At 56.8% G+C, this 23,174-nt stretch carries 16 protein-coding genes and 2 pseudogenes; 6 read left to right on the plus strand and 12 right to left on the minus strand.

Features of this window, described 5'->3' with window-relative positions; translation table 11 throughout:
• Nucleotides 1-36 precede the first annotated feature (36 nt).
• A pseudogene (locus KQP88_RS04685) lies at nt 37-986 on the plus strand (IS110 family transposase).
• A gap of 56 nt (nt 987-1,042) precedes the next feature.
• Here KQP88_RS04685 and KQP88_RS04690 read toward each other — a convergent pair.
• Nucleotides 1,043-1,927 (minus strand): helix-turn-helix domain-containing protein, encoded by an 885-nt coding sequence (locus tag KQP88_RS04690; RefSeq protein ID WP_216704965.1) that lies wholly within the window; start codon nt 1,925-1,927, stop codon nt 1,043-1,045.
• 133 nt (nt 1,928-2,060) lie between these two features.
• On the opposite strand from KQP88_RS04690, the gene KQP88_RS04695 reads away from it, so the two are divergent.
• Entirely contained in the window at nt 2,061-3,011 is a 951-nt protein-coding gene (locus KQP88_RS04695) for a DMT family transporter (RefSeq protein ID WP_216704966.1), read from the plus strand.
• Here the strand turns inward: KQP88_RS04695 and KQP88_RS04700 are convergent.
• Both KQP88_RS04700 and KQP88_RS04705 read right to left on the minus strand, forming a co-directional pair.
• The gene (locus KQP88_RS04700; protein ID WP_216704967.1) at nt 2,986-3,960 is read right to left on the minus strand and encodes a 2-hydroxyacid dehydrogenase; all 975 of its coding nucleotides are present in this window, start codon (nt 3,958-3,960) and stop codon (nt 2,986-2,988) included. The two genes, KQP88_RS04695 and KQP88_RS04700, sit on opposite strands and share 26 nt — an antisense overlap.
• 68 nt (nt 3,961-4,028) lie before the next feature.
• Nucleotides 4,029-4,976, minus strand: a complete 948-nt coding sequence (locus tag KQP88_RS04705; RefSeq protein WP_025258693.1) for a LysR family transcriptional regulator — start codon at nt 4,974-4,976, stop codon at nt 4,029-4,031.
• A gap of 175 nt (nt 4,977-5,151) precedes the next feature.
• Here KQP88_RS04705 and KQP88_RS04710 point away from each other — a divergent pair, with 175 nt between their 5' ends.
• The 4 genes from KQP88_RS04710 to KQP88_RS04725 all read left to right on the plus strand — a co-directional run bounded on the left by KQP88_RS04710 (nt 5,152) and on the right by KQP88_RS04725 (nt 9,906).
• Nucleotides 5,152-6,594 carry an efflux transporter outer membrane subunit gene (locus KQP88_RS04710; protein WP_216704968.1) on the plus strand — a complete coding sequence of 481 codons (1,443 nt, stop codon included), beginning with the start codon at nt 5,152-5,154 and terminating at the stop codon, nt 6,592-6,594.
• A 103-nt stretch (nt 6,595-6,697) separates the two neighbouring features.
• A complete protein-coding gene (locus tag KQP88_RS04715) occupies nt 6,698-8,836 on the plus strand; it encodes an FUSC family protein (RefSeq protein WP_253950549.1) in 2,139 nt (712 codons plus the stop codon).
• Nucleotides 8,826-9,026 carry a DUF1656 domain-containing protein gene (locus KQP88_RS04720; protein WP_025258695.1) on the plus strand — a complete coding sequence of 67 codons (201 nt, stop codon included), beginning with the start codon at nt 8,826-8,828 and terminating at the stop codon, nt 9,024-9,026. The genes KQP88_RS04715 and KQP88_RS04720 overlap by 11 nt, the downstream gene beginning before the upstream one ends.
• 22 nt (nt 9,027-9,048) lie before the next feature.
• Nucleotides 9,049-9,906 (plus strand): efflux RND transporter periplasmic adaptor subunit, encoded by an 858-nt coding sequence (locus tag KQP88_RS04725; protein ID WP_216704970.1) that lies wholly within the window; start codon nt 9,049-9,051, stop codon nt 9,904-9,906.
• A 100-nt stretch (nt 9,907-10,006) separates the two neighbouring features.
• Here the strand turns inward: KQP88_RS04725 and KQP88_RS04730 are convergent, their stop codons facing one another.
• From KQP88_RS04730 to KQP88_RS25515, 9 genes and pseudogenes are all read right to left on the minus strand, one after another.
• Entirely contained in the window at nt 10,007-11,101 is a 1,095-nt protein-coding gene (locus KQP88_RS04730; RefSeq protein WP_322973080.1) for a DUF6708 domain-containing protein, read from the minus strand.
• 131 nt (nt 11,102-11,232) lie between these two features.
• Nucleotides 11,233-12,327 carry a DUF6708 domain-containing protein gene (locus KQP88_RS04735; protein WP_322973081.1) on the minus strand — a complete coding sequence of 365 codons (1,095 nt, stop codon included), beginning with the start codon at nt 12,325-12,327 and terminating at the stop codon, nt 11,233-11,235.
• Nucleotides 12,328-12,337: 10 nt separating this feature from the next.
• Nucleotides 12,338-13,525 (minus strand): DUF6708 domain-containing protein, encoded by a 1,188-nt coding sequence (locus KQP88_RS04740; protein WP_253950550.1) that lies wholly within the window; start codon nt 13,523-13,525, stop codon nt 12,338-12,340.
• Nucleotides 13,518-16,937 (minus strand): toxin VasX, encoded by a 3,420-nt coding sequence (locus KQP88_RS04745; protein WP_216704971.1) that lies wholly within the window; start codon nt 16,935-16,937, stop codon nt 13,518-13,520. Before KQP88_RS04745 ends, KQP88_RS04740 begins: the two co-directional genes overlap by 8 nt.
• On the minus strand, nt 16,934-17,806 hold the full coding sequence (locus KQP88_RS04750; protein WP_216704972.1) for a DUF4123 domain-containing protein: 873 nt from the start codon (nt 17,804-17,806) through the stop codon (nt 16,934-16,936). Before KQP88_RS04750 ends, KQP88_RS04745 begins: the two co-directional genes overlap by 4 nt.
• A gap of 6 nt (nt 17,807-17,812) precedes the next feature.
• Nucleotides 17,813-19,855, minus strand: a complete 2,043-nt coding sequence (tssI, locus tag KQP88_RS04755; RefSeq protein WP_216704973.1) for a type VI secretion system Vgr family protein — start codon at nt 19,853-19,855, stop codon at nt 17,813-17,815.
• Between the two features lie 78 nt (nt 19,856-19,933).
• Nucleotides 19,934-20,449, minus strand: coding sequence for an Hcp family type VI secretion system effector (locus tag KQP88_RS04760; protein WP_025258081.1), 516 nt, complete (start codon nt 20,447-20,449; stop codon nt 19,934-19,936).
• 547 nt (nt 20,450-20,996) lie between these two features.
• Entirely contained in the window at nt 20,997-21,863 is an 867-nt protein-coding gene (locus tag KQP88_RS25510) for a methyl-accepting chemotaxis protein (RefSeq protein ID WP_407681825.1), read from the minus strand.
• Nucleotides 21,858-23,027 (minus strand): annotated as a pseudogene (locus tag KQP88_RS25515) (nitrate- and nitrite sensing domain-containing protein); the annotation flags it as partial. The gene KQP88_RS25510 and the pseudogene KQP88_RS25515, both read right to left, overlap by 6 nt.
• Between the last annotated feature and the right edge of the window lie 147 nt (nt 23,028-23,174).

The raw sequence follows: 23,174 nt of genomic DNA on the forward strand, positions 1-23,174 counted from the left end.
CCTCAAGCCGTAAAACCTTAGCGTGGAGAAGTGCCCATGGCAATGCGCGTTTCGCAGTCAATCGTGGGCGTGGATGTTGCCAAGATTGAACTCGTTACCTATCAGGCAGACCTGGATCTGCTCACCTCGATAGCCAATGAAAAGCCCGCCATAAAGCGCTGGCTCAAAACGTTGCCGAGGCCCACCGCCATTGCTGTTGAGGCGACCAATATTTATCACGTCGATCTGGTCGAGCTGGCTTACGAGTCTGGTTTTGACGTCTACATCATCGACGGTTTTCAACTGAGCAATTACCGTAAAGGCATTGGTGGTCGTAGCAAAACGGACGCTTCCGATGCTCGGCTTCTGGCCCGTTTTCTGAAAAACGAAGGCGAAGATCTACGCCCCTGGACCCCGCCTCCAGCCGTCTATGGCAAGCTGCAAAGCCTTCTGCGCCGCAGGGCTTCGCTGGTTCAGGCCAAAACCAGCCTGACCCAGAGCTGGGCCAATGACGCCAGTTTGAAAGCCGCCTTCGCAGCTTTCCTCAAGTCCATCGAGCGGCTGGACCTGTTGATCCAGAAGAAGCTCAAGGAGGTCTTGCGCGAAGCCGGCCTGCTGGAGCAAGTCGCCCGATGCCAAGCTGTCGAAGGCATCGGTTTTCTGACCGCGACCGCTCTGGTCATGGCTTACAGCCGAGGCGACTTCACGAGTAGCGATTCATACATCGCCTTTTTGGGCATGGACCTGAGGGTGACTGACTCAGGCCAAAAAAATGGCCGCCGATCCCTGACCAAGCGAGGTTGCTCGGAGATCCGCCGATTGCTGCACAACGCCGCCATGTCCGCGAGCCGATCAAGTGCCTGGAAAGAGTTTTACGACCATCATCGCAGCCATGGAAAGCGACCACACAAGTGCTCGTCATGCTCGCTCGTAAACTCGCTCGGGTGGCATTCGCCCTGATGAAGAATCAGAGCGAATATCAAACCAAAGGGTGGGTTATGGCTTGATCACAACCATAGAATCTCCCACACATACACTCATACACACCCCAGTGGGAGCGAATTCATTCGCGAAAGCCGGTAAAAGCCTGCCGATATTCCCCAGGTGTTGCCCCGATGGCCTGACGAAAACGATTGCTGAAATGACTGGCGCTGGCAAAACCGCAGGCCAGGGCCACGTCGCTCAGTGGCTGGGCGGTATGGCGCAGGAGGTGACAGGCATGGGACAAGCGGCGGGCCAGCAGGTATTGATGTGGCGGCAGGCCAAAGCTTTCGCGGAACATGCGGGCGAAATGGTATTCGGAGAGCGCACAGAGCCCGGCCAGTTGCCCGAGGCTGAGCGGGTCGGCCAGATGCATCTCTATGAAGTCCACCAACTGACGACGCAGGTGCGGGGCCAGTCCGCCTTTGAGACGCAACCCCTCACGCAACCCCACCTGACCGAGCAGTGCATGGCTGAGCATTTCATGGGCCAGGCTGCTGGTGATCAGTCGCTCGGCAGGCTCTGCCCAGTTCATCTGTATCAGCCTCTGAAAACGTCCTGCCTGTACGGCATCCTCGGCAAAGGTGTTTTCCTGTAACTGCATCTCCCGGGGTTCGCGATCCAGCAACGTCACACAGCCCAGCGCGAACTGTTCCTGGGTGATATACAAATGCGCCAGACGGATTTCGCCATTGATGACCCAGGCCGACTCATGGCCGGCTGGTAACGTGCAGAGTTTGCCGGGCGAGCCTTTCTGATCGGGTTTGTCACGGCGGAAAGTGCCGGTGCCGTCGGCGATATAGCACGACAGCGTGTGGTGCGTCGGTGCTTGATATTCCTGTGAGTCATGCCGGTTGTGCCATAACGCAGCCATCAAACCATCGCCCAGGGGCGCGCACTGCTCCAGGCGGGCATGGGGTGAGTTGTTCAAGGCCTGAAAGACCTGGATGGATTCAATGGGCGGCATGGCGATTCCTCTAAGCCTGCATCCTACCCGCGAGAAAAGCGGCTGCCATCACCTTGACGATCAAATGCGCAAGATTATGCAAGCGAGGCTCAGGGCGCGGCAGCAGACTCAAGGCTCATTGAGGAGCTGTGCCATGAACATCTCGCTGTATCTGCTGACTGTCTTGATCTGGGGAACGACCTGGATTGCCCTGAAACTGCAACTTGGCGATGTCGCGATCCCGGTGTCGATTCTCTATCGCTTCGCACTGGCGGCCCTGATCCTGTTCGCGCTGCTCCTGCTCAGCGGGAAGCTGCAACCGGTCAACCGTCGCGGGCAGTTGATCTGTCTGGCACAGGGCTTGTGCCTGTTCTGTGTCAACTTCATGTGTTTCTACACGGCCAGCCAGTGGAACCCCAGCGGCCTGATCGCCGTGGTGTTCTCGACCGCGACCTTATGGAATGCGCTGAATGCGCGGATCTTCTTCAAGCAGAAAGTGGCACGCAACGTACTGGCTGGCGGTGCAATGGGTTTGACGGGGCTTGCGTGCCTGTTCTGGCCTGAGTTGTCGAACCACGATGCCAGTCGCGAAACCTTCATCGGTCTTGGCCTGGCACTGCTGGGAACCCTGTGCTTTTCGGCGGGCAACATGCTGTCGAGCCTGCAACAGAAAGCCGGGCTGCGGCCCTTGACCACCAACGCCTGGGGGATGCTCTACGGGGCGACGATACTGGGCGTGTATTGCCTGTTCATCGGTGCGCCGCTGGCCTTTGAGTGGAACGCGCGCTACATCGGCTCGCTGCTGTATCTGGTCATACCCGGTTCGGTCATCGGTTTCACGGCCTACCTGACACTGGTCGGGCGTATGGGGCCAGAGCGTGCGGCGTATTGCACGGTGCTGTTCCCGGTGGTGGCGTTGAATATCTCGGCGTGGGTCGAAGGCTACCAATGGACCTTGCCCGCGTTGTTCGGGCTGGTGTTGGTGATGCTGGGGAATGTGCTGGTGTTCAGAAAGCCGAAGGCCTCTTCCACAGTCAAACCAGCTTCTGTGGGAGGGGCCTTGGCCGCGACGGTTTTTGTCACCCCTTCCAGACCTGCGGATTGACCAGATCCTGCGGACGCTCACCCTGCAGGGCGCTGCGCAGGTTGTTGTACGCACGATCGGCCATGGCCTGACGGGTTTCGTGGGTCGCCGAGCCGATGTGCGGCAGGGTCACGGCATTGCTCAGGCTGAACAGCGGCGATTCGCTCAGAGGTTCTTTTTCGTACACATCCAGACCGGCACCGCGAAGGGTGCCGTTCTGCAGGGCTTCGATCAGCGCCGGCTCATCAACGATCGGGCCGCGGGCGATGTTGATGAGGATTGCACCTGGCTTCATCAGAGACAGTTCGCGACGACCGATCAGGTGGCGGGTCTTTTCGCTCAACGGCACCACCAGACAGACGAAATCCGCCTCGGCCAACAATTGATCCAGCGTGCGGAATTGCGCGCCCAGTTCCTGCTCGACCTGGCTCTTGCGGCTGTTGCCGCTGTACAGGATAGGCATGTTGAAACCCAGGCGACCGCGACGGGCAATGGCCGCGCCGATATTGCCCATGCCGACGATACCCAGCGTCTTGCCATGCACATCGGTGCCGAAGTGAGGCGCTTCGATGCTGCGCTTCCAGTTGCCGGCCTTGGTCCAGGCATCCAGCTCCGCGACGCGGCGGGCGCTGCTCATGATCAACGAAAAGCCCAGGTCCGCCGTGCTTTCGGTCAGCACGTCCGGGGTGTTGGTGAGCAGGATGCCGCGCTCGCTCAGGTAGCCGACATCGTAGTTGTCGTAGCCCACCGAAATACTCGATACCACTTCCAGCTTCGTCGCCCCTTCAAGCTGCTCGCGCCCCAGCTTGCGGCCTGCGCCGATCATGCCGTGGGACTCTGGCAATGCTTCGTTGAACTGGGTATTGAGGTCGCCCAGTTTCGGGTCGGGCACGATCACATTGAAGTCTTGCGACAGGCGTTCGGCCATTTCAGGGGAGACACGGCTAAAGGCGAGTACGGTTTTTTTCATTGTGGGAGTCACTCTTGAGCGGTTGAATGAGTAGCACGCTATCATTCTTGCCCGTCCTTGGGCACCCGTCAGGCCAGTGATTTCATCGAATGAATGTGCAGATCGGCTTCGTCGGCGGCGAGAATTTCAGGCAGCGAACCGCGCAGGTATTCGACCCAGGTCTTGATCTTCGCATCCAGATACTGACGCGACGGATAGATGGCGTAGAGGTTCAGCTCCTGGGAGCGGTAGTCGGGCAGGACCCGCATCAAGGTGCCGTTGCGCAGCCCGTCGATGGCCGAATAGATCGGCAGGATGCCGATGCCCATGCCACTGGAAATCGCGGTCTGCATGGCATCGGCGGAATTGACCAGCAATGGCGAACTGTTGATGGTGACCGTTTCCTGGCCCTGGGGGCCGTCGAATGCCCATTTCTCCAGCGGGAACACCGGGCTGACCAGGCGCAGGCAAGCGTGGTTCAGCAAGTCGGCTGGGGTGTAGGCCATGCCGAAGTTCTTGATGTAGGCCGGCGAGGCGCAAACGATGCTGTAAGTGATGCCCAGGCGCTGGGACACGAAACCCGAATCCGGCAGTTCGCTGGCCAGCACGATGGACACGTCGTAGCCATCTTCAAGCAGGTCCGGCACGCGGCTGGTCAGGGTCAGGTCGAAGGACACATCCGGATGGCTCTGGCGATAGCGGGCGATGGCATCAATCACGTAATGCTGGCCGACACCGGGCATCGAATGCATCTTGAGCTGGCCGGTAGGCCGGGCATGGGCGTCGCTGGCCTCGGCTTCCGCTTCTTCCACGGACGCCAGAATCTGTTCGCAGCGCAGCAGGTAGCGTTTGCCGGCTTCGGTCAGGGCGATGCGCCGGGTCGTGCGGTTGAGCAGGCGTGTCTGCAGATGCGCTTCAAGGTTCGAGACGGCCCGCGAAACGTTGGCGGTGGTGGTGTCCAGTTGTGCTGCGGCCGCCGTAAAGCTGCCCGCTTGCGCCACACAACAGAAGGCGCGCATGTTTTGCAGAGTATCCATGGGCAGTTCTCGGAAGACATGGCAAATTGTGACATGAAGTTACTAGCACATGGCAAGGGATTATCCTCGTTTCTGTAATAAAGAATCACACTTTAGCCAGCTTATCGCCGTCACGGCTGCCCCCTAGAATCGCGCCACTCAATAGCGCTTCATTTCCAGTCGGGAACTCGCAGCTGTGCCGCGTCGCATCATTTGGGGCTTCAGGCTCCTCAGTGTCTGGGCTGTATCGTCAATCATCAGCGGCTGTATCGGAACCGACGGAATCACTTCACAAGGCAGCGTTTTGCCCCTCGAAAGTCTGGCCACCGATCAGGCGATTCAGAACGCCGAGCGCGACGCCCACTGGCCCGAAGCCCGGTGGTGGAATGCCTATGGCGACCCGCAACTCAATCGCTGGATCGAGCTGGCCACCTTCGGCAGCCCGAGTCTGGCGATGGCTGCCGCTCGCGTGCGTCAGGCGAAGGCGCTGGCCGCAATTGCCCAATCCTCTGAAAGCCTGCATGTCGACAGCAACGCCAGTCTGGCTCGTCACGACTGGCCGACCGATCAATTCTATGGCCCAGGCGAACTGGCCAATACTCGCACCTGGGACAACAATGCGTCTTTGGGCCTGAGCTACGGGCTGGATCTTTGGGGCCGCGAGAGCAACGCCAGCGAACAGGCGCTTGACTTGGCGCACATGAGCGTGGCTGAGCAACGCCAGGCGCAACTCGAACTGCAGGAAAACATCGTCCGGGCCTATATCCAGCTGGCTCTGGACTACGCCCGGCTGGATATCGTCGAAGCCACGCTGGCCCAGCAGAAGCAGATTCTCGATCTGGCCCAGCGTCGCTTGAAAGGCGGCATCGGTACCCATTTCGAGGTCAGCCAGGCCGAGACGCCGCTGCCGGAAACCCATCGGCAAATCGATGAGCTGGAAGAGGCCATTGCGCTGGAGCGTAATCAACTGGCCGTGCTGGCGGGCAAGGGGCCGGGCGCGGGCGCTGCATTGCAACATCCGAACCTGTCGCTACATGCCGCACTCAAACTGCCTTCGGCATTGCCTGCCCAACTGCTGGGGCAGCGTCCGGATGTGGTGGCCAGCCGCTGGCGTGTCGAGGCTCAGGCCCGTGGAGTCGATGTGGCTCATGCGGGTTTCTATCCCAATGTCGATCTGGTCGGCAGCCTCGGCTACATGGCCACGGGCGGCTCAATGCTGGGTTTCCTGACCGGCAGCAAGCTCAGCTACAACGCCGGCCCGGCCATCAGCCTGCCGATCTTCGATGGCGGCCGCCTGCGTGCGGAATTGGGCCACGCCGTTGCCGGTTATGACCTGGCCGTGGCCCATTACAACCAGACACTGGTGCTGGCCCTCAAAGACATCTCCGATCAGTTGATCCGTCGCGCTTCTGTGGACAAGCAGCAAGTATTCGCTGCCCAGTCTGTCGCAGCGGCACAGAAGACGTATGACATCGCGTTGATCGCCTATCAGCGTGGCTTGACCGACTACCTCAATGTGCTCAACGCCCAGACGCTGCTGTTTCGTCAGCAACAGATCCAGCAACAGGTCGAAGCCGCTCGCCTGAGCGTGTACGCCGGGTTGGTGGTATCGCTGGGCGGCGGCCTCCCCAATGAATAAACCCTCACCCAGTGGGAGCGGATCGGGCGGCGCTCCGCTTATTCGCGAAGAGGTCGTGCCAGACAATGAGCCTTCGCGAATCAATTCGCTCCTACGGGAGGTGGTGCGAGAGTTTAATAGTTGGGCGCGCAGCGACGGTGTCACCTGGATCTACATCTTCAAGGTGCTGATCGCCGCATTCCTCACGTACTGGCTGGCCTTGCGTCTGGAACTGCCGCAACCGCGCACGGCCATGATCACTGTGTTCATTGTCATGCAGCCTCAGAGCGGGCATGTGTTTGCCAAGAGCTTTTATCGCCTGCTCGGCACGCTGGCGGGGTCGGCCATGATGGTGCTGCTGATGGCCTTGTTCGCGCAGAATTCGGTGCCGTTTCTCGGTTGTCTGGCGTTGTGGGTCGGGATCTGTTCGGCAGGCGCGGCCCGTTATCGCAACTTTCGGGCATACGGTTTTGTGTTGGCGGGCTATACGGCGGCAATGGTCGGCCTGCCTGCGCTGGCTCACCCGGAAGGTTCATTCATGGCGGCGGTCTGGCGGGTGCTGGAAATCGCCTTGGGCATTGTCTGCTCCACCGCTGTGACGGCGGCGATTCTGCCGCAGAGTTCCGGCGCTGCGATGCGCAACGCGCTGTATCAGCGTTTTGGTGTGTTCGCTCGTTTTGTCGCGGACGGTCTGCGCGGCGTCAGCGAGCGGGCGGCCTTTGAAACCGGCAACGTGCGGTTTGTCGCTGAAGCCATCGGCCTGGAAGGGCTGCGCAGCGTGACGGTATTCGAGGACCCGCACATGCGGCGTCGCAACGGGCGACTCAATCGCCTTAACAGCGAGTTCATGGCCATCACCACCCGCTTCAATGCCCTGCATCAATTGCTTGAGCGCCTGCGAGCCGATCCGCTGAATGGCGTCATGCCCCGTGTCGATCCCGGCCTCGATGTGCTTGCCCGATTGCTCGATACCTTTGCCGACCGGTCCCTGACCATTGGTGATGCCGCGGTGCTGGTGCAACAACTGGAAACCTTCAAGGCCGAACTGCCCGACCTGGTGCGCAGCCTGCGTGCCGAGCTTGAACAGAGCGGGCCGGATGAAGCCGGGCTGCTGGATTTTCATACGGCTTTCGAGCTGCTGTATCGCCTGGTCAACGATCTGCATGACTACGCCCAGACCCATGCCTCCCTGGCCGATCACAACCATGTGCGCGAGCAGTGGGAAGAGTCGTTCGTGCCGCGCACCAGTTGGATGACCGCGCTGGCAGCCGGTGTGCGTGCGAGCACCGTCGTGGCGTTGCTGAGTGCGTACTGGGTGCTCACGGCCTGGCCCAGCGGCGCGCTCATGACCCTGGCGTCTGCTGCGACCGTTGCCTTGTCATCCACCACCAACAACCCGCGGCGTATGTCGTTCCAGATGGCATGCGGCACCTTGCTGGGCGCGATACTGGGGTTTATCGAAACCTTCTTCATCTTCCCGCACATCGATGGCTTTCCATTGCTGTGCATGGTTCTGGCTCCGGTATTGGTGGTCGGCACCTTTCTGGCTTCACGCCCTCAATGGGCCGGTTACGGGCTGGGCCTGCTGATCTTTTTCAGCATCGGCTCGGTGCCGGACAACCTCACGCTCTACAACCCCTACACCTTTATCAACGACTACATCGCCATGGTCATCGGCATGCTGTTCTGTGCCGCCGCAGGCGCGATCATCCTGCCGCCCAACAGCCGCTGGATGTGGGAGCGCCTGGAAGATGCCTTGCGTCGCCAAGTGGTATTCGCCATCAGCGCGCCTTTGCCGCGCCTGGGTTCCAGCTTTGAAAGCCAGACCCGGGACCTGATGCATCAGGCCTATGGCCTGGCGATCGGCAGGCCCGAAGTGCAGCGTGAACTGCTGCACTGGATGTTCACGGTGCTGGAAATCGGCCACGCGATTATCGAGCTGCGCCGGGAGCAAGCCGTCCTGCCGATCCATCCCAGCTACGCCGAGTATCAGTCCTGGCGTATTGCGATCCGGGTAATGGGGCGAGCGTTGATACGCCTGTTCATCCAGCCCGATGCCAGCAATCTGCAGCGCTGCCTGATGGCAGTCGATCACGCCATCAGCCAGGTGCAACTGACCGACGAACCCTTTGCCTCGCACTTCGACACCTCGGTGCTGCGTCGGGTCAAAAGCTACCTGCATTTCATCCGCACCTCGCTGCTGGACGCGCAGTCGCCACTGGCCGTGCATGGCCGTCCACAAGGAGTCGCCCATGCCTCGTGAAATCGCCTTTCACGGCCTGTACATGCCGACCATCACCCTGATGTTCCTGATTGCGCTGGTGCTGGCCTGGGCGCTGGACCGACTGCTGGCCGGGTTCGACCTGTACCGACATTTCTGGCACCCGGCGCTGCTGCGCCTGAGCCTGTTCACCTGCATTTTCGGCGCCCTGGCGCTGCCCTTTTATCGTTGATGCCCGGTTCGAGAACCTCTGGATGAAAAAGCTCTTCAGTCTGATCGCCACCTTGCTGGTCCTGGCACTGGCCATCTTCATCGGCCGCACCTTGTGGGTTCACTACATGGAAACCCCCTGGACCCGCGATGGCCGGGTGCGGGCCGATATCATCAACGTCGCTGCCGAAGTGTCTGGCACCGTAATCGATGTACCGGTACGTGATAACCAGCAGGTGAAAAAGGGCGACCTGCTGATGCAGATCGACCCCGAGCATTACCGGATTGCAGTCAAGGAGGCACAAGCCTTACTGGCCTCGCGCAAGGCCACCTGGGAGATGCGCAAACTCAACGCCAAACGCCGCGCCGACATGGACAACCTGGTGGTCTCCACCGAAAGCCGCGACGACGCCAGCAACATCGCCACCTCGGCCCTGGCCGATTACCAGTTGGCCCAGGCGCGCCTGGCGGCGGCCGAACTCAACCTGTCCCGCACCCGCGTGCTGGCCTCCGTGGACGGTTACGTCACCAACCTCAACGTCCATCGCGGCGACTACGCCCGTGCGGGCGAAGCGAAAATGGCCGTGGTCGACATGAACTCGTTCTGGGTCTACGGCTTCTTCGAAGAAACCAAATTGCCCCATGTCCACGTGAATGACCCGGCTGAGATGCAATTGATGAGCGGCGAAGTGCTCAAAGGCCATGTCGAAAGCATCGCCCGCGGCATCTACGACCGCGACAACCCCCAAAGCCGCGAACTCATCGCCGACGTCAACCCGACCTTCAACTGGGTCCGCCTGGCCCAGCGCGTGCCGGTGCGAATTCACCTGGACCAGGTGCCTGATGGCCTGCTGCTGGCGGCGGGGATGACGTGTACGGTGGTTGTTGCGCCTGGGTTGTAGGAGCGAATTTATTCGCGAAGAGGCCGGTGCATCCAGCCCATGATCTGTGTCATACAGCCTTTCGCGAATGAATTCGCTCCTACAGTTTTGGCGTTATTGCTTAGGCATTCTGTGATTCTTCTGCCTTTGCCTCGCTCAGGTTGGCCTTGAAATACGTCATGAAGTCCTGCCCCTGAGCAAAGGCTTTTTCGAGGTCGGCGCTTTGCTGTTTGAGGGCCGGGCTTTGTGTGGCCCATTGTTCGGGGGGCAGTGGTTTTGACCAGTCGGCAATCGAGTCGGGCATGGATTTCATGCTGTAGCGTTGGTCCCATGCTGCGACCCAGTACGGGAAACGCCACCATGTGACGACATGGCTCAAGTACCACCAGCCGACGCCCAGTATGGAGCGTTCCTTGTGCTGGTATTCCTCGCGCATGTCTTCGCGCTCCTTGTCGAAGGTATGAGAGCCTTCGTGGGTGGCCTGGCCGGGGCAGAAGTCCGGGCCTTTTTCCATGTAGGTGCGAATGGCTTCCCATTTGGCCAGCCCATGCAGAGGCGTTGGGACGCCCTGTCTCAGAAAGTGGACCTTGTCACCCACTGGATCGTCGATGGCCATGCCGAAGGTATAAGTGCTCATGACGCCTACCCCGGTAAAACCGGTGCTGACCGACACCCAGGCTACGGTGTCTTCCCAGGGTTGAATGACTGGTTTATCGGAGCCGTCCGGGAAGTAACAGACTTCCCGGCGTTGACGGTTGAAGCGTATCGGGCGGGTGCGGGCTTTAGCGCGTGTGGTGCTGACAACGGCGTATATACCAATGAGTGCTGCTGCACCTCCTGTCCAAAGTGAACACCATAATCCGAATACAAAGAAATCACTGAAGTAATACCAGAACGTCCTCCCAAACGGATTAAAAAATGTTCCGAAACCTGCTAAAACAGGAGCCACAATAAGGCATACGATAATCATAAACATAGGCATCATTACACACAGTCGAGCCTGATAAGACTTGCCTTGATTGCTACTGCCTACGTCCAGATAGACGTCGTTGACCTCAAGAAAACTTCCTCCAAGATCTATTGGGGGTTGTCCGGTAGGTACGGGAAGTGGGGACAGAAACACACTTTCGCCGGTAGCAAAACGACGTATTTCACCCGCCTTAGGGCGGTTGTGCTTCAGGTCTATTTCGTCATGCTGTGTTTGGGATGAAGACATAGGAATCAACCAAAATATGCAGGCATTGTAGGAGCGAATTTATTCGCGAAGAGGCCGGTGCATCCAGCCCATCATCTGTGTCATACAGCCTTTCGCGAATGAATTCGCTCCTACAGTTTTTGCGTTAGTGCTCAGGCATTCTGTGATTCTTCTGCCTTTGCCTCGCTCAGGTTGGCCTTGAAATACGTCATGAAGTCCTGCCCCTGAGCAAAGGCTTTTTCGATGTCAGCACTTTGTTCTTTGAGTGCCGGGCTTGGTGTGGCCTGTTGTTCAGGGGGCAGAGGTTTTGACCACTCGGCAATCGAGTCGGGCATGGATTTCATGCTGTAGCGTTGGTCCCATGCTGCGACCCAGTACGGGAAACGCCACCATGTGACGACATGGCTCAAGTACCACCAGCCGACGCCCAGTATGGAGCGTTCCTTGTGCTGGTATTCCTCGCGCATGTCTTCGCGCTCCTTGTCGAAGGTATGAGAGCCTTCGTGGGTGGCCTTGCCGGGGCAGAAATCCGGGCCTTTTTCCATGTAGACGCGAATGGCTTCCCACTTGGCCAGCCCATGAGTCGGTGTCATGACTACTTGCCTGAGAAAATGCACCTTGTCATTTTTCGGATCGTCGATAGCCATGCCAAAGGTGTAACTGCTCATCACGCCCACCCCGGTAAAACCGGTGCTAACCGACACCCAGGCGACGGTGTCTTCCCAGGGCTGAATGACCGGTTCATTGGAACCGTCCGGGAAGAAACAGACTTCCCGGCGTTGACGGTTGAAGCGTATCGGGCGGGTGCGGGCTTTGGCGCGTGTTGTGCTGACAACGGCGTATATACCAATGAGTGCTACCGCACCTCCTCCCAAGAGTGAAATCCATAGTCCGAGGGCAAAGAAGTCACTGAAGTAATACCAAAACGTTCTGCCAAAGGGGTTGTTAAGTGTTAACAATCCCACTGAGGTGGGAAGTATGAGGACACTCATGATGATCACAAGCATGGGCATCATTACACACAATCGAGCCTGATAAGACTTGCCTTGATTGCTACTTCCCACGTCCAGATAGACATCGTTGACCTCAAGAAAGCTTCCCCCAAGATCCATTGGGGGTTGTCCGGTAGGCACGGGAAGTGGTGACATAAACACACTTTCGCCGGTAGCAAAACGACGTATTTCACCCGCCTTGGGGCGGTTGTGTTTTATGTCCAGTTCGTCGCTCTGCTTAGGATCGGAAGACATAGATATCTCATCAATGCAGGCCTGCCGCTTTGCACGCCTCGACAAAGGTTGCGCCATTTTTGTCCATAGCGGTTTTGACAGTCTGATTGGCTTTCACCAGTGCAGGGCTTGGTTTTAACCATTGTTCCGGTGGTAGCGGTTGGGACCAGGTTTGGACTTGTTCCGGCAGGACAGGTCGCCCGGCTCTGTGGCTCCATTCGGCCAACATGTAAGGCATTTTCCAGAAGCTCAGCACACGCCAGATATACCAGCGACGCAATGGCCATGGTGTGCGTTTGGGGTAGCCATAGCGCTCGCGTTCCTTGTCCGAAAGGTTGGCGCCGTCATCATCCATGCTGCACATCCAGCGAGCGTCTTCGCGTTCGATTTCAAAGGTGTGCAGCCCTTCGTAAGGTTTGAGGCGATCCTCGCTGGGGGCTAGCCCCAGTGCCGCATGCATCGGGTTGGGCGCATCTACTAACTGGCCGTCTTCCATGTAGTTGCGAATTGAAGTCCACATCCCCAAGGCATGAGCATCGCTTGGTTGCGGCAGCAGAATAAACTGCACTTTGTCCTGCTCGTCGTCTTCCAGTCCCATCCCAAACGTGTACTGGCGTGTGGCACCGTAACTGGTGACACCTTGGGTATTGGCAACCCAGGCCACCACGCCTTCCCATGGAACGATCAGAACGCGATGGGTTTTGTCATCCACGTAACAGACTTCGCGGCGTTGACGGTTGAAGCGAACGGGATATTGTTTTCGCGAAAATATAACGTTGGAGAACATACCGTAGAGGTAGGCGCCGATTGGAAGAAGGGCGAGAAGAGAGACGCTAGTCGTTACCTTCAGGAACTTTAATAGAATATGCCAAGGATCACTAAAGTTTTCTGGGTAAGAAATAGTCCCGAGAAGAACGACAAGGCTTGGTATTGCAAATGCAAAGAGTAAAACTAACCAAATTACGGCTGCTAATATTTTTCCTTGCTCAACCATCCCCCAGTTATTACCTCCCAGTTCAAGAAAGGTATCGTTCATCTCCGAAAAATTTCGGCGTGATGATTGTGGTTGGCCTGTGTATATGGGTAAAGGCGACAGGAACAGGATTTCGCTCAATCCCGTCGAGCGAATTTCTCCGGCCTGGGGGCGTTGGGTGCGGATGTCGGGTGCAGGCTCTGTCACTGCATTTTTATTTGGGCGTTTGAACAGTTTTCTAAGCATCGGTAGTCGCCAAATCGTCTTTTTTGAAAAGCCTGAACGGCGATTTGGCCGTTCCGACTGGCAAGGTATCCACAGGATCAAGCTTAAAGGTACCCTTGGCCTTAATGAGCTGTGTATAAGCACGGTGGATGCGAAGATCGCGCAATACGAAACATGTTTGGTGCATCATGTCTCGCTCGGCTTCCAACTGATATGCGATGTTGAAGGCCAGTGCGAAATCCGAGGTTTGCAAAGAGTCACTTATCGGTAAGTGAAGTGTTAATGCTTCTTTACCTTTACTGGCAATAATGAAACGGATGGCCCATGCAGAAGAGCATTCTTTCCAACGAAGTGGAAATGGGCCTGGGCTATAAGCTTTTGAAATGGGTGTGTCTCGACTCTGTTGGTACGCCAATAGCTGCAGTTTACGGCTGTCCATTTCCTGTGTGCTGATACCGGGCAGTATCAGCTTCAGGTATGTTTGCTTCTCATCGCGTATCATTTCACAAGTCGGTTTTTGCACGACTTTCGCAAGCTCACTCCACTCATCTTGTACGCTGCGATTTTTGGTTTTTTTACCCCAAATACTGCTTTCCATCCATTTCTGCATGTCGTCTAGGTTGAAATAATTATAAAGCCCTTCACCCACCAGTTGCAGGGCTGTGCCGATCAAGCCTATCAGGTTCGCGCGGGCACTGATGGCAAGAAGTTTTGGGCTGGCACTGGCCCAAGCTAGGGCACGCATCTCAGCTGGTTTCTTCATTATGTTCATTGCTATGGCGCCGGTATGCTTGGCTGCCCATGTGTTGGTGCCAATCAGAATTGCATCGCCTGTGATTTGTAGGGAGGTTGCCCCCAATCCCCTGTAGTCACCTTCAGCTAAGGCCTTACCCCACTGCAGAGAGTGTTTGCCGAGGTCGAGTGATGCGGCCATGCCACCAAATGTGAATGCAGCAAATCCTGAAATACCACTCCAGCGTCCTAAGCGGCTCATAGTATTTAGCTTGCCTGCAACGCTTTCCATTTGAGTAATATGGGCTTGCAAGATCGTTACGGAAAGACCTTGAATTGTTGCAAACCCAGCAGTCAGCACACCTAATACTGACTCTGTAAAGGATACGATATCCGCTGAAGAAATATTGTCTTTTTTGAGAATGGTATTTAAAGCTTCAATAAATTTTACGCCTTGTATAATAAATAGCGCAAATGCAATTCCATCTCCTTTTGACTTCAAGACCCCTGCCAATGGCTTATTAAAAGTTCCTGTTGCTCTGAAGTCTCGAACAGCCTTGCTCATTTCTGTACGCAATTGTGGGTCTAGGCCATCAATAATCGTACCGATCTTCGCCGGGCTGTTGCCTCCTACAGTCAGTGCATCACTAAGTTTTTCTTCTAAGGGAATTAATGCATTTTTAATTTGATCAATGCGTTGGTTGTGAGCCGCTTCGCTACCCGGTAATGCAGAGCCCGTAGATTGTTTCAGCAACTCCCGGTTGCGTAGTTTGTAGCTTTCTTTAAGTTGGTTGCGCAAGCTTATCGCTTGATCTCGAGCTTGGTTGAAGGATGCAATTTCAGGAGCTGATGCTGCACGCAGGGTCAGACCTTTTTTGGAAAATTCTTTTAGAAGTTGCAGGCGTGCTGGGGAGCCAATATTACGGATGTAAGTATTGGGGTCAATGTTTTGCGCGTGAGCGAAAGCATTGTGGGCCTTGTCAAGCTGATCAGCAAGTTTCAACTGGCGGGCTGGGTTGTAGGCCTCATCCAACATGCTTTGCAGACCTACAAATTGAGTGCTAAGCCTAGCGTAGTTAGGCAGCCTCTCGGTCATCAGACTGTTGAATTGATTGCTTAGTATGTTGACGTTGTTAATGTTTTCTTTAGCGGATATTGCATTAATAGTGAAGCTGCTTAAGTCCGCCAGTTTTTTTGCAATGTCGACTTGTGCAGCCAAAGTCAAGGTGTCTAGTCCTGGAACTACAGTAAGCAGGTTGGCTTCCAGGTACGCGGCTAATTTTTCTACCGCTTTTTGATCAGCACACATGGCTGCTACACAGACAAATTCAGTTTCCAGGCGATGCTGTATTTGAGGATCAAGCTTGAAATCGTAGTACCAGGCAGCACGATGAAAGAGGCCGCTTGTAAACATATTCACACGGTCTTCACGTATATTGCGAAGACGAGCATGCCAATGGCTCAGCAGAATCTGCTGCTGTACAACAAAAGCTTCCATCTCTGTTCGGTTGACGAGGTCGTCAATACCTCGCTGGCCCAGTTCTTTACCATGCAATGCTTCCCAGCTCTGAAGACTGAGTGTGTTGATAGTGTTCTGGTGCTTTTGATAAAGTTCTGAGCCCATGGAGTCTTTCATATCCATGAAGGCTCGGGCATACGGATTGACTTTAGCTGCTTTTCGCCAATGCTCTTCAGGACCAAAAATACCTGGATTTTTGTGGTCGCGACGAACCTTCAGAAATTCGTAAATTTTAGATTGTTGCTGTTCGTTGGTATCCTCTTTCAGTGCCTTGACCTGCGGATCCGTTTTACTTAAAGCTTCCAGTCTCGGTCCGTTTACGTCATACAAAGAGTGTATATAGGAGCCCGTAAGATACTGCCCCTGACACTTATCGTCAGCACTCCACTTTTCAATCCAGTCAGCTACCTTCAACTGGGCGCTGGCCAGGTCGCGCATGACGCCAATGTCATCACGCAGTACCAGAAACAGGTAATCGTCCTTATAAGCTCCCAGCACCTTGCTTGTCAGGGTTTCAATCGCCGTAACCTGGAACAGTGGCTTATGTTCCCAGTTATACGCTTTGCCTTCTTCAGGGTCGGCGCCTTCGGGGAGCGCTTTGGATCGGGATTGATCCTCTTTCACTTCTGCCAGCCATGTCTGTACCTGTTGCTTACTCAACAGGTTCGCACCACCTTTCTCGGGGCAGGCACTTGCCAGATCGATGGATTGCATCAAGCGTTTTCGCTCGTCCTTTGACTTGAGAACTTGCGAGCACTTGAAGGCAGTCCACTGGATCTCGGAATAGCTGGCGTACAAAGTATGCTTGCGTGTGAATACCAGATTCGGCTCGCCGACAGAGCTGCTTCTTGTGTCACCAGCAACCTCCTGACTGTTCCAGAGGAGTTTGGTGATCTGCCCTTTTTCTATCCTGTATTCGTGCAAGTAACCTGTGGTGCCGTTGATGATGTAGAGGTAGCCATCACGCAGTAAACGTACCCCCAGAGGCTGGCTCTTCGTTTGCAGCGGCATCGACAGCTCGGATGACGGGTCAAGGTATTCGACCAGACCGTAACGCAGCGGTAGCAACTGGATCTTTTGGTTCATCAGAGGGCATTGCCCCATGGGAACGCGAGTATCTTTGGCGCTCATCGCCATGGCGGCAGTGTTGGCGCTGGTTTTTGGCGGTTGTTGAGCTGTCACAGTAGGCTTCCTTGTCGATTTGCGGCACGGTTTTCAGCCAGTGCGGCAGCACGCTCCAAACGCTTTAATGGCTCTTGCGATGTAGATTCCATTAGCAGTTGAACAATATCAGGGTGCTCAGTTACTGGTTGTCCGGCCAGATATCCGAATACGTTCGCATAGAGGGTGATTTCCTGCTCAGAGGAAAAGCCTTGCCCGTAAGCGTCATCCGCGACTTTCTGGGCATATCTACGACGTTCGGACTCTGCAAAAGTTGCCATGAACTCCGGGAAATAGGTCTGTAAGTGCTCATTCAAGCCTGAGACAAAATTACGAAACTCGACTTCTCCCAACGCCGTCAATTCCTGATCGGTCAAACGATAGGTTTCAGGCTCGGAGTTTACTGAGGCAGTACGCTTGTGTTGTTGCCAGACACCTTCTATTCCGTCAGGAAGGCAGACATGCTCGACCGGACCAAACCAGCGAGCACTTGGGATTTGCTCCGCCAGCCCGAACAACTGATGCATGACTGCAGGATCAGCGATGCGCGGCATGACTTCAATGCCACTTGTATGTTCTACGCTGAGCAGATGGCGCCAGTGCCCCCACAGGGTATGAACATCCGCATCACTGAACAGCAAATAGCCCCACTCAAGGTGTGCGTGCTCTCGGAAATACGCCAGGAGTGGATCGTTGGCACCTTTCAACTTGATCAGGTAGGGCGATATATCCGAGAGGTCCTGCCAGCGAGTGCTCTGGTAGAGGCAGCAAGCCAGGTTGTCCCATTGGAAAAGCCGTTGGGCCAGATTGGGGACGCTGACACCATCCAGCAGTAAGTAGGCAGGTTTTTTCCAGGGTAAATCGTTCGGTAGTTGCGGTAACTCGATCATTTACTCTCACGCCTCCTGTGCGGCCAGCTTGGCTTGTTCACATACCGCACAAATCGGCTTCTTCTGCATCAGCGCCTGACGCTGTGCCGGGATCAGCAGTTTCCCGGCCTTGTCCGCATCCGCCTGCTTCAACGGCCCCGGCAACAACGGTGCTGCGCCAGTCCCGCTGCCAGGGCTGCCACCCGCATTGACGTTGACCATCGGCCCGCTCAGGGTTACGCCGCTGGCGTCGATCTTGATGAAGGTGCCGCCGGTCTTGAGGGTCAGTTCGCTGCCGGCTTCGATCACGAGTTTCATGCCGCTGCTCAGGTGTATTTCCTGCCCGGCCTCAATGAACTGCCCCGTTCCGATCTTGACGTGCTGGTTGGTCGCGACGGTCAGGTGGTCGTCGGCCCGCGCTTCAACCTTGCGGTCGGCATAGACCGTGTGGTGTTCCTCGGCCTTGAACTCGCTGTAGCTGTTCTGCTCCACGGTGTCGTGGCGTTCGTTGCCGACGCGGATCTTCTGGTCGTGCTCGATGTTCTCGTCCCAGTCGCGCTGGGCGTGGAGGTAGATCTGCTCCTGACCTTTCTTGTCCTCGATGCGCAGTTCGTTGTAACCGCCACCGCCCGGTGAGCTCAGGGTCTTGAAGGTGCTGCGGGTCTTGTTGGCCGGCAGTTCGTAGGGGACGACGTTTTCCTTGTGGTACAGGCAGCCGCTGATCAGCGGCTGGTCGGGATCGCCTTCCAGGAAGGTGACCAGCACTTCCATGCCGATGCGCGGGATGGCGATGCCGCCGTACTGGGCGCCGGCCCAGGCGGAGGACACGCGCAGCCAGCAACTGGTCTTGTCGTCGGCCTGGCCTTCACGGTCCCAGTGGAACTGGACCTTGACCCGGCCGTACTGGTCGCAATGGATCTCTTCACCCTTGGGCCCGGTGACCACGGCGCTCTGGCTGCCAAGGATGCGCGGTTTGGGGTGCAGCAGCGGCGGGCGGTTCGGCACGTCCCAGGGCGTGGCCTTGAAGCGGTTGCGATAGCCCTGGTGGAAGTCGTCCTTGAGGGCTGTGGTGTCGCTGGTCACCGACTCTTCCAGCACTTGCGGCTGTTTGCCCTCGTGGACGATTTCGGTCAGCAGCCACAGGTCGTTCCATTTGGCCTTGGGGTGTTGGGTCAGGGCCAGGAAATGGCCGCTGACCAGCAACGGTTGATCACTTTTGCCTTCGGCCAGCTGGTAGTCGCTGCGATGACGCTCAAGGGCGCGCTTGGCCAGGTGCTTGCCGCGCTCGCGGTCCACGAAACGACCCGGGTAGTCGTAATCCTCGAGGTCGGGCAGGGCGTCGCCCCGGTTTTCGCTTTCCAGCGTCAGGCGGGGTTTCTCGAAGTCGTAATCGCGACGGGTGGTACGGCTGGTGCGGGTTTCCAGGCGCAGGTCGAAGCGCTTGATGACCGGGTCGTTGGCGACCAGGCCGGAATCTTGCTGATAGGCCACGGGGGCGAGTTTCGGGAACACCGTCTGGTCATCGCCGAACACCAGCTTGTGGGCCGTGCTGCTGTGCTGGAAGTGGTAGTGAATCCCTTCTTCCTCGCACAGGCGCTGGATGAAGTGCAGGTCCGATTCATCGTACTGAACGCAGTAGACGCGCTCGGGATAAACCGACCCGACCTTGAATTCGTAGGCGTTGCTCTGGATGCCATGCTCTTCGAGGACCTGGCCGATGATTTTCGGCACGCTGAGGTTCTGGAAGATGCGCTGGTTGATGCGGTGGGCCAGGTAGGACAGTTGCGGGCGAATGGTCACCGAGTAACGGGTCAGTCGCTTGCCGGAATCACCCTGGGCGGCACGATGGATCTGGCCGTGAATGCCGCTGCCGTCCGGCGAAAGCTGCAGGAAGGCGGGCTTGTGCAACAGGGTTTCAAGGTCCAGGGACGGCTGCTCGCTGACCAGTTCCACGTCGAACACGAACGGCTGGCTGATGGCTTCCCGTCCGTTGAGGGCCAGGACTTGCAGGTCGCTGTTTAAACCTTCGATGGTCAGGCTGAAGTGGGTCTGATTGGCCGGCGCGAACATCCCTTGTTCCTCGATTCTGAAAGGGCGTAAACAACATCGACCAGCAGAAGCTGGCCGATGCTTGAAACCTCAGCCGTATCAGGCCACAGGCGAACGCCAGTCATCGGAGCCCGAAGTGCCGGACACTTCGTGGGTCCAGGTGATTTTGCGGTAGGTCATTTCGATGTCTTCCAGGTGCGTGAAATGCGCGTTCGCAGGGTCCTGGCAGTTGTGCATGTAGTCCTTGGAGCTGACGAGGATCGCGTCTTCCAGAACGGTGGTGTAGTAGTGCTCTTGAGTGCCTTGAGCCGAGGTGCGGAACCATTTGATTTCGACTTTGCTCAGGCGCTCGCCGGAAGTCAGGGCCGCTTGCAGCAGAGGCGAGGACTTGTCGAACACTTTGGTGATTTTCACCGGCTTGTGAACGCGCTGGCCGGTTGGCTGGCCGGACTGTGGGTCACGCGGGATGATCACGTCGTGATGGAAGGCTTGCACCATCACTTCGTCTTCGTGGCCTTCCTGGAAGGTGTTGCCCACGGAGTCGGCGGTGAAGGCGCCGGCAGTGATCAGGCCTTGTTTTTCGCCGGTGATGGACATGTACGCGGGTGTAGCCATGGATGCTCTCCTTGCTGAAACTGTGAGGGTCCCGGGAGGCGAATTTGCCTGGTGGGTGGCAAATACTGATCAAGCTTTGTGCCAGTCCGAAAAATAGCTATATAAATCAATGGTATGTGTGATTTATTCGCGGCGTCTTGAGCTTTTCGGGAGGAAAACCCGTTGAAAGTGCGCAAGAAGTTGCGCACCACTGCGCAACTTCTTGCGCACTCGTCTACAGGCTTCTAAACACAAGCCTTGTAGAGAACTGTCCACAGGTTACTCACAAAAAATTGCGCAACTTCTTGCGCATAATAGCGATGTGATGTCATTCGGGTAGGAAGCGCCTCAAGAGTGGTTTTTTGGAGAGCTTCATGAGGCGAGGAGCGGTTCACAGGCCACAATCCGTCGCAGTCAAGGCTCAAGGTCTGCGAGTCAACGGGGGGAAGTGGGAGGCAGCTTGCTGGCGACTTCAGCGTACAGACGCAGAATATCTGTCGGTTTTCAGGCCTTTTTCGCCAGCAAGCTGCCTCCCACAAGTTTTGCTCATGCCTTGACTGATCGGTTATCAAACCACCTTGAAGCGGTTGACCAACCCTTGTTGAAGCTCGGCCAGACGTGCCAGTTCGCGGCTGGTATGAGCCGTTTGTTCGGCGCCTGCGCTGACTTGAACGACGAGTGTGTTGATGTCGTTGACGTTGCGGTGGATTTCTTCGGCCACCAGGCTCTGTTCTTCGGCAGCCGAGGCGACCTGAATGTTGCGGTCGCTGATGCTCGCGATGCCGTTGGCGATTTCCTCCAGCAAGTCGCCTGCACGTACCACGTTGCTTGCGCCTTCCTGAGCCTTGTTCAGGGTTTCCTTCATGGATTGTGCTGCGCTGTCGGAGCCGGCTTGCAGGTTTGCGATCATGCTCTGGATGCTGACGGTGGAGTCCTGGGTTTTCTTGGCCAGTTGGCGTACCTCGTCTGCCACGACGGCGAAGCCACGGCCCTGTTCACCAGCCCGTGCGGCTTCGATGGCAGCGTTGAGTGCCAGCAGGTTGGTCTGCTCGGCGACACCACGGATCACGTCCAGCACGGAGGAAATGGAATCGCTCTCGCCCTTGAGGTTATCGATGATCTGCGAGGTCTGTTCTGCCTGCACCGAAAGGTCCTTGATCAGGCGAATGGTGTTGTCGATCTCGGTCTTGCCTTGGACGGTGCTGGTGTTGACGCGCTGTGACATCTCGGCGGCGTCGGTGGTGCTGCGAGCGACATCCTTTACCGTGGCACTCATCTCGCTGATGGCCGTGGCGACCTGATCGGTGCCCAGACGTTGCTGGGCTACGTTCTGGCTGGTCTGGACCGCAACCGCCGAGGACTCATCGGCTCCCAGGGCGACTTTAGTGGTCGCACTGCCGATCTCCCGGATCACTTCGCTGATCTGCTGCGCCATGTTGTCGAGGTTGCGCGAGATTTCACCGAACTCATCCGTGCCGGTGTATCGGGTTCTGACAGTCAGATCCCTTGTCGACAGGGCGATCAGGGTACGGTTGACATCGCTGACCGCAAATTTGATGTTGCGGATGATCAACTGTGACAGGCAAAGCACTGCGATCAGCATCACAATCACGGTCGCGATGGCGATGTACAGGCTGCTCTGTGCACTTGCGCGGGCATGGGTTGCCAGGTCCAGTACGGCCTGACTCAGTTCTTCCTCGACAGCACCCATCTGATCGATACGGTTGGTCGACAGGTTGAACCAGTCTTCAGGCTTGATATTGAGCGGGTCACCCAGTGGCGTGTCGAAGGCCAGACGCTGCAGACGGGCCACTTCGAGCGAACCGGGTTGCTGAAGGACGTTGTCCATCTTGGTTTTGAAGATCTGCGGTGCCCAGCGCTGGAAAGCTTCGAAGTAACCGCTGAACTCACCCAGGTTGCGGCTGAAGCGCGACAACAGGCTCGCATCGAAACGATTCTGGTTGAAGGCCAGACCGAGCAGCACGCGCTCGCGACCGGCACGCTCTTTCATCGCCACGAACTGGTTGAGCGAGCTCAGCGCCCGAAGGATTGCGGGCTCATCGACACTGGCTTCCAGCGAATAGGTGAAGTCGACCAGGTTTTTGATGATATCTGTGAAGCGCGCACCCGACTCAGTGCTGTTGAGTCCCATCGCATCTACCTTCTGACGCAAGGGGCCCAGCTCGTCTATGGTCTGCAATACCTTGTCCAGGCCGCTCTGGCGAGGCAGAGCCTTTATCACTGCGGCTGCCTTGTCGGTGTCTGCACGGAAACTCTTGAGCTTGTCCTGCATGGACTTGCCGCCGCTGCCCAGGAATACCCCGCTTGCACCTCGTTCGCGCTGGAGGGTCGTGACCAGGTTGCTCAGTTTTTGTGCAGTGCTGCTGGCCGAAACGGTGCGGCTCATGGCATCCAGAGACTGGATCTTGTCGGCAATGTAGATACCGGAGAAGGCCAGAAGCCCAAGAAGGGGAAACATCAGAATGAGCAGTAACTTCATACTCAAAGGAGCATTTTTAAGCATTGCAGACCTCTTTTCTTGCAGACTGACCGTAAACGGATGTGTGTTGCTATCGCTCCTTGCTGTAAGGAGTTGCATAGATGATCGAATATCAGCCTGCCATAGCGGTCTTGCCTCCGTTTGTTTGAGTGTATCGGCAGCTCAACGGTAAGCTTTATGTGGTGCGCTCGATTTTGGGGCGCAAGCAAGCGTATTGAATGGCTCTTGGCTGCTTTTTGGTGCGAA

Origin of the sequence: Pseudomonas lijiangensis (genome assembly GCF_018968705.1) — a bacterium.
Taxonomy (GTDB): Bacteria; Pseudomonadota; Gammaproteobacteria; order Pseudomonadales; family Pseudomonadaceae; genus Aquipseudomonas; species Aquipseudomonas lijiangensis.

Coding starts and splice junctions, on each gene's coding strand:
- KQP88_RS04690 (WP_216704965.1), bottom strand. CDS start 1,927: ATGCCGCCCATTGAATCCATCCAGGTCTTTCAGGCCTTGAACAACTCA.
- KQP88_RS04695 (WP_216704966.1), top strand. CDS start 2,061: ATGAACATCTCGCTGTATCTGCTGACTGTCTTGATCTGGGGAACGACC.
- KQP88_RS04700 (WP_216704967.1), bottom strand. CDS start 3,960: ATGAAAAAAACCGTACTCGCCTTTAGCCGTGTCTCCCCTGAAATGGCC.
- KQP88_RS04705 (WP_025258693.1), bottom strand. CDS start 4,976: ATGGATACTCTGCAAAACATGCGCGCCTTCTGTTGTGTGGCGCAAGCG.
- KQP88_RS04720 (WP_025258695.1), top strand. CDS start 8,826: ATGCCTCGTGAAATCGCCTTTCACGGCCTGTACATGCCGACCATCACC.
- KQP88_RS04725 (WP_216704970.1), top strand. CDS start 9,049: ATGAAAAAGCTCTTCAGTCTGATCGCCACCTTGCTGGTCCTGGCACTG.
- KQP88_RS04730 (WP_322973080.1), bottom strand. CDS start 11,101: ATGTCTTCATCCCAAACACAGCATGACGAAATAGACCTGAAGCACAAC.
- KQP88_RS04735 (WP_322973081.1), bottom strand. CDS start 12,327: ATGTCTTCCGATCCTAAGCAGAGCGACGAACTGGACATAAAACACAAC.
- KQP88_RS04740 (WP_253950550.1), bottom strand. CDS start 13,525: ATGCTTAGAAAACTGTTCAAACGCCCAAATAAAAATGCAGTGACAGAG.
- KQP88_RS04750 (WP_216704972.1), bottom strand. CDS start 17,806: ATGATCGAGTTACCGCAACTACCGAACGATTTACCCTGGAAAAAACCT.
- tssI (WP_216704973.1), bottom strand. CDS start 19,855: ATGTTCGCGCCGGCCAATCAGACCCACTTCAGCCTGACCATCGAAGGT.
- KQP88_RS04760 (WP_025258081.1), bottom strand. CDS start 20,449: ATGGCTACACCCGCGTACATGTCCATCACCGGCGAAAAACAAGGCCTG.
- KQP88_RS25510 (WP_407681825.1), bottom strand. CDS start 21,863: ATGGCGCAGCAGATCAGCGAAGTGATCCGGGAGATCGGCAGTGCGACC.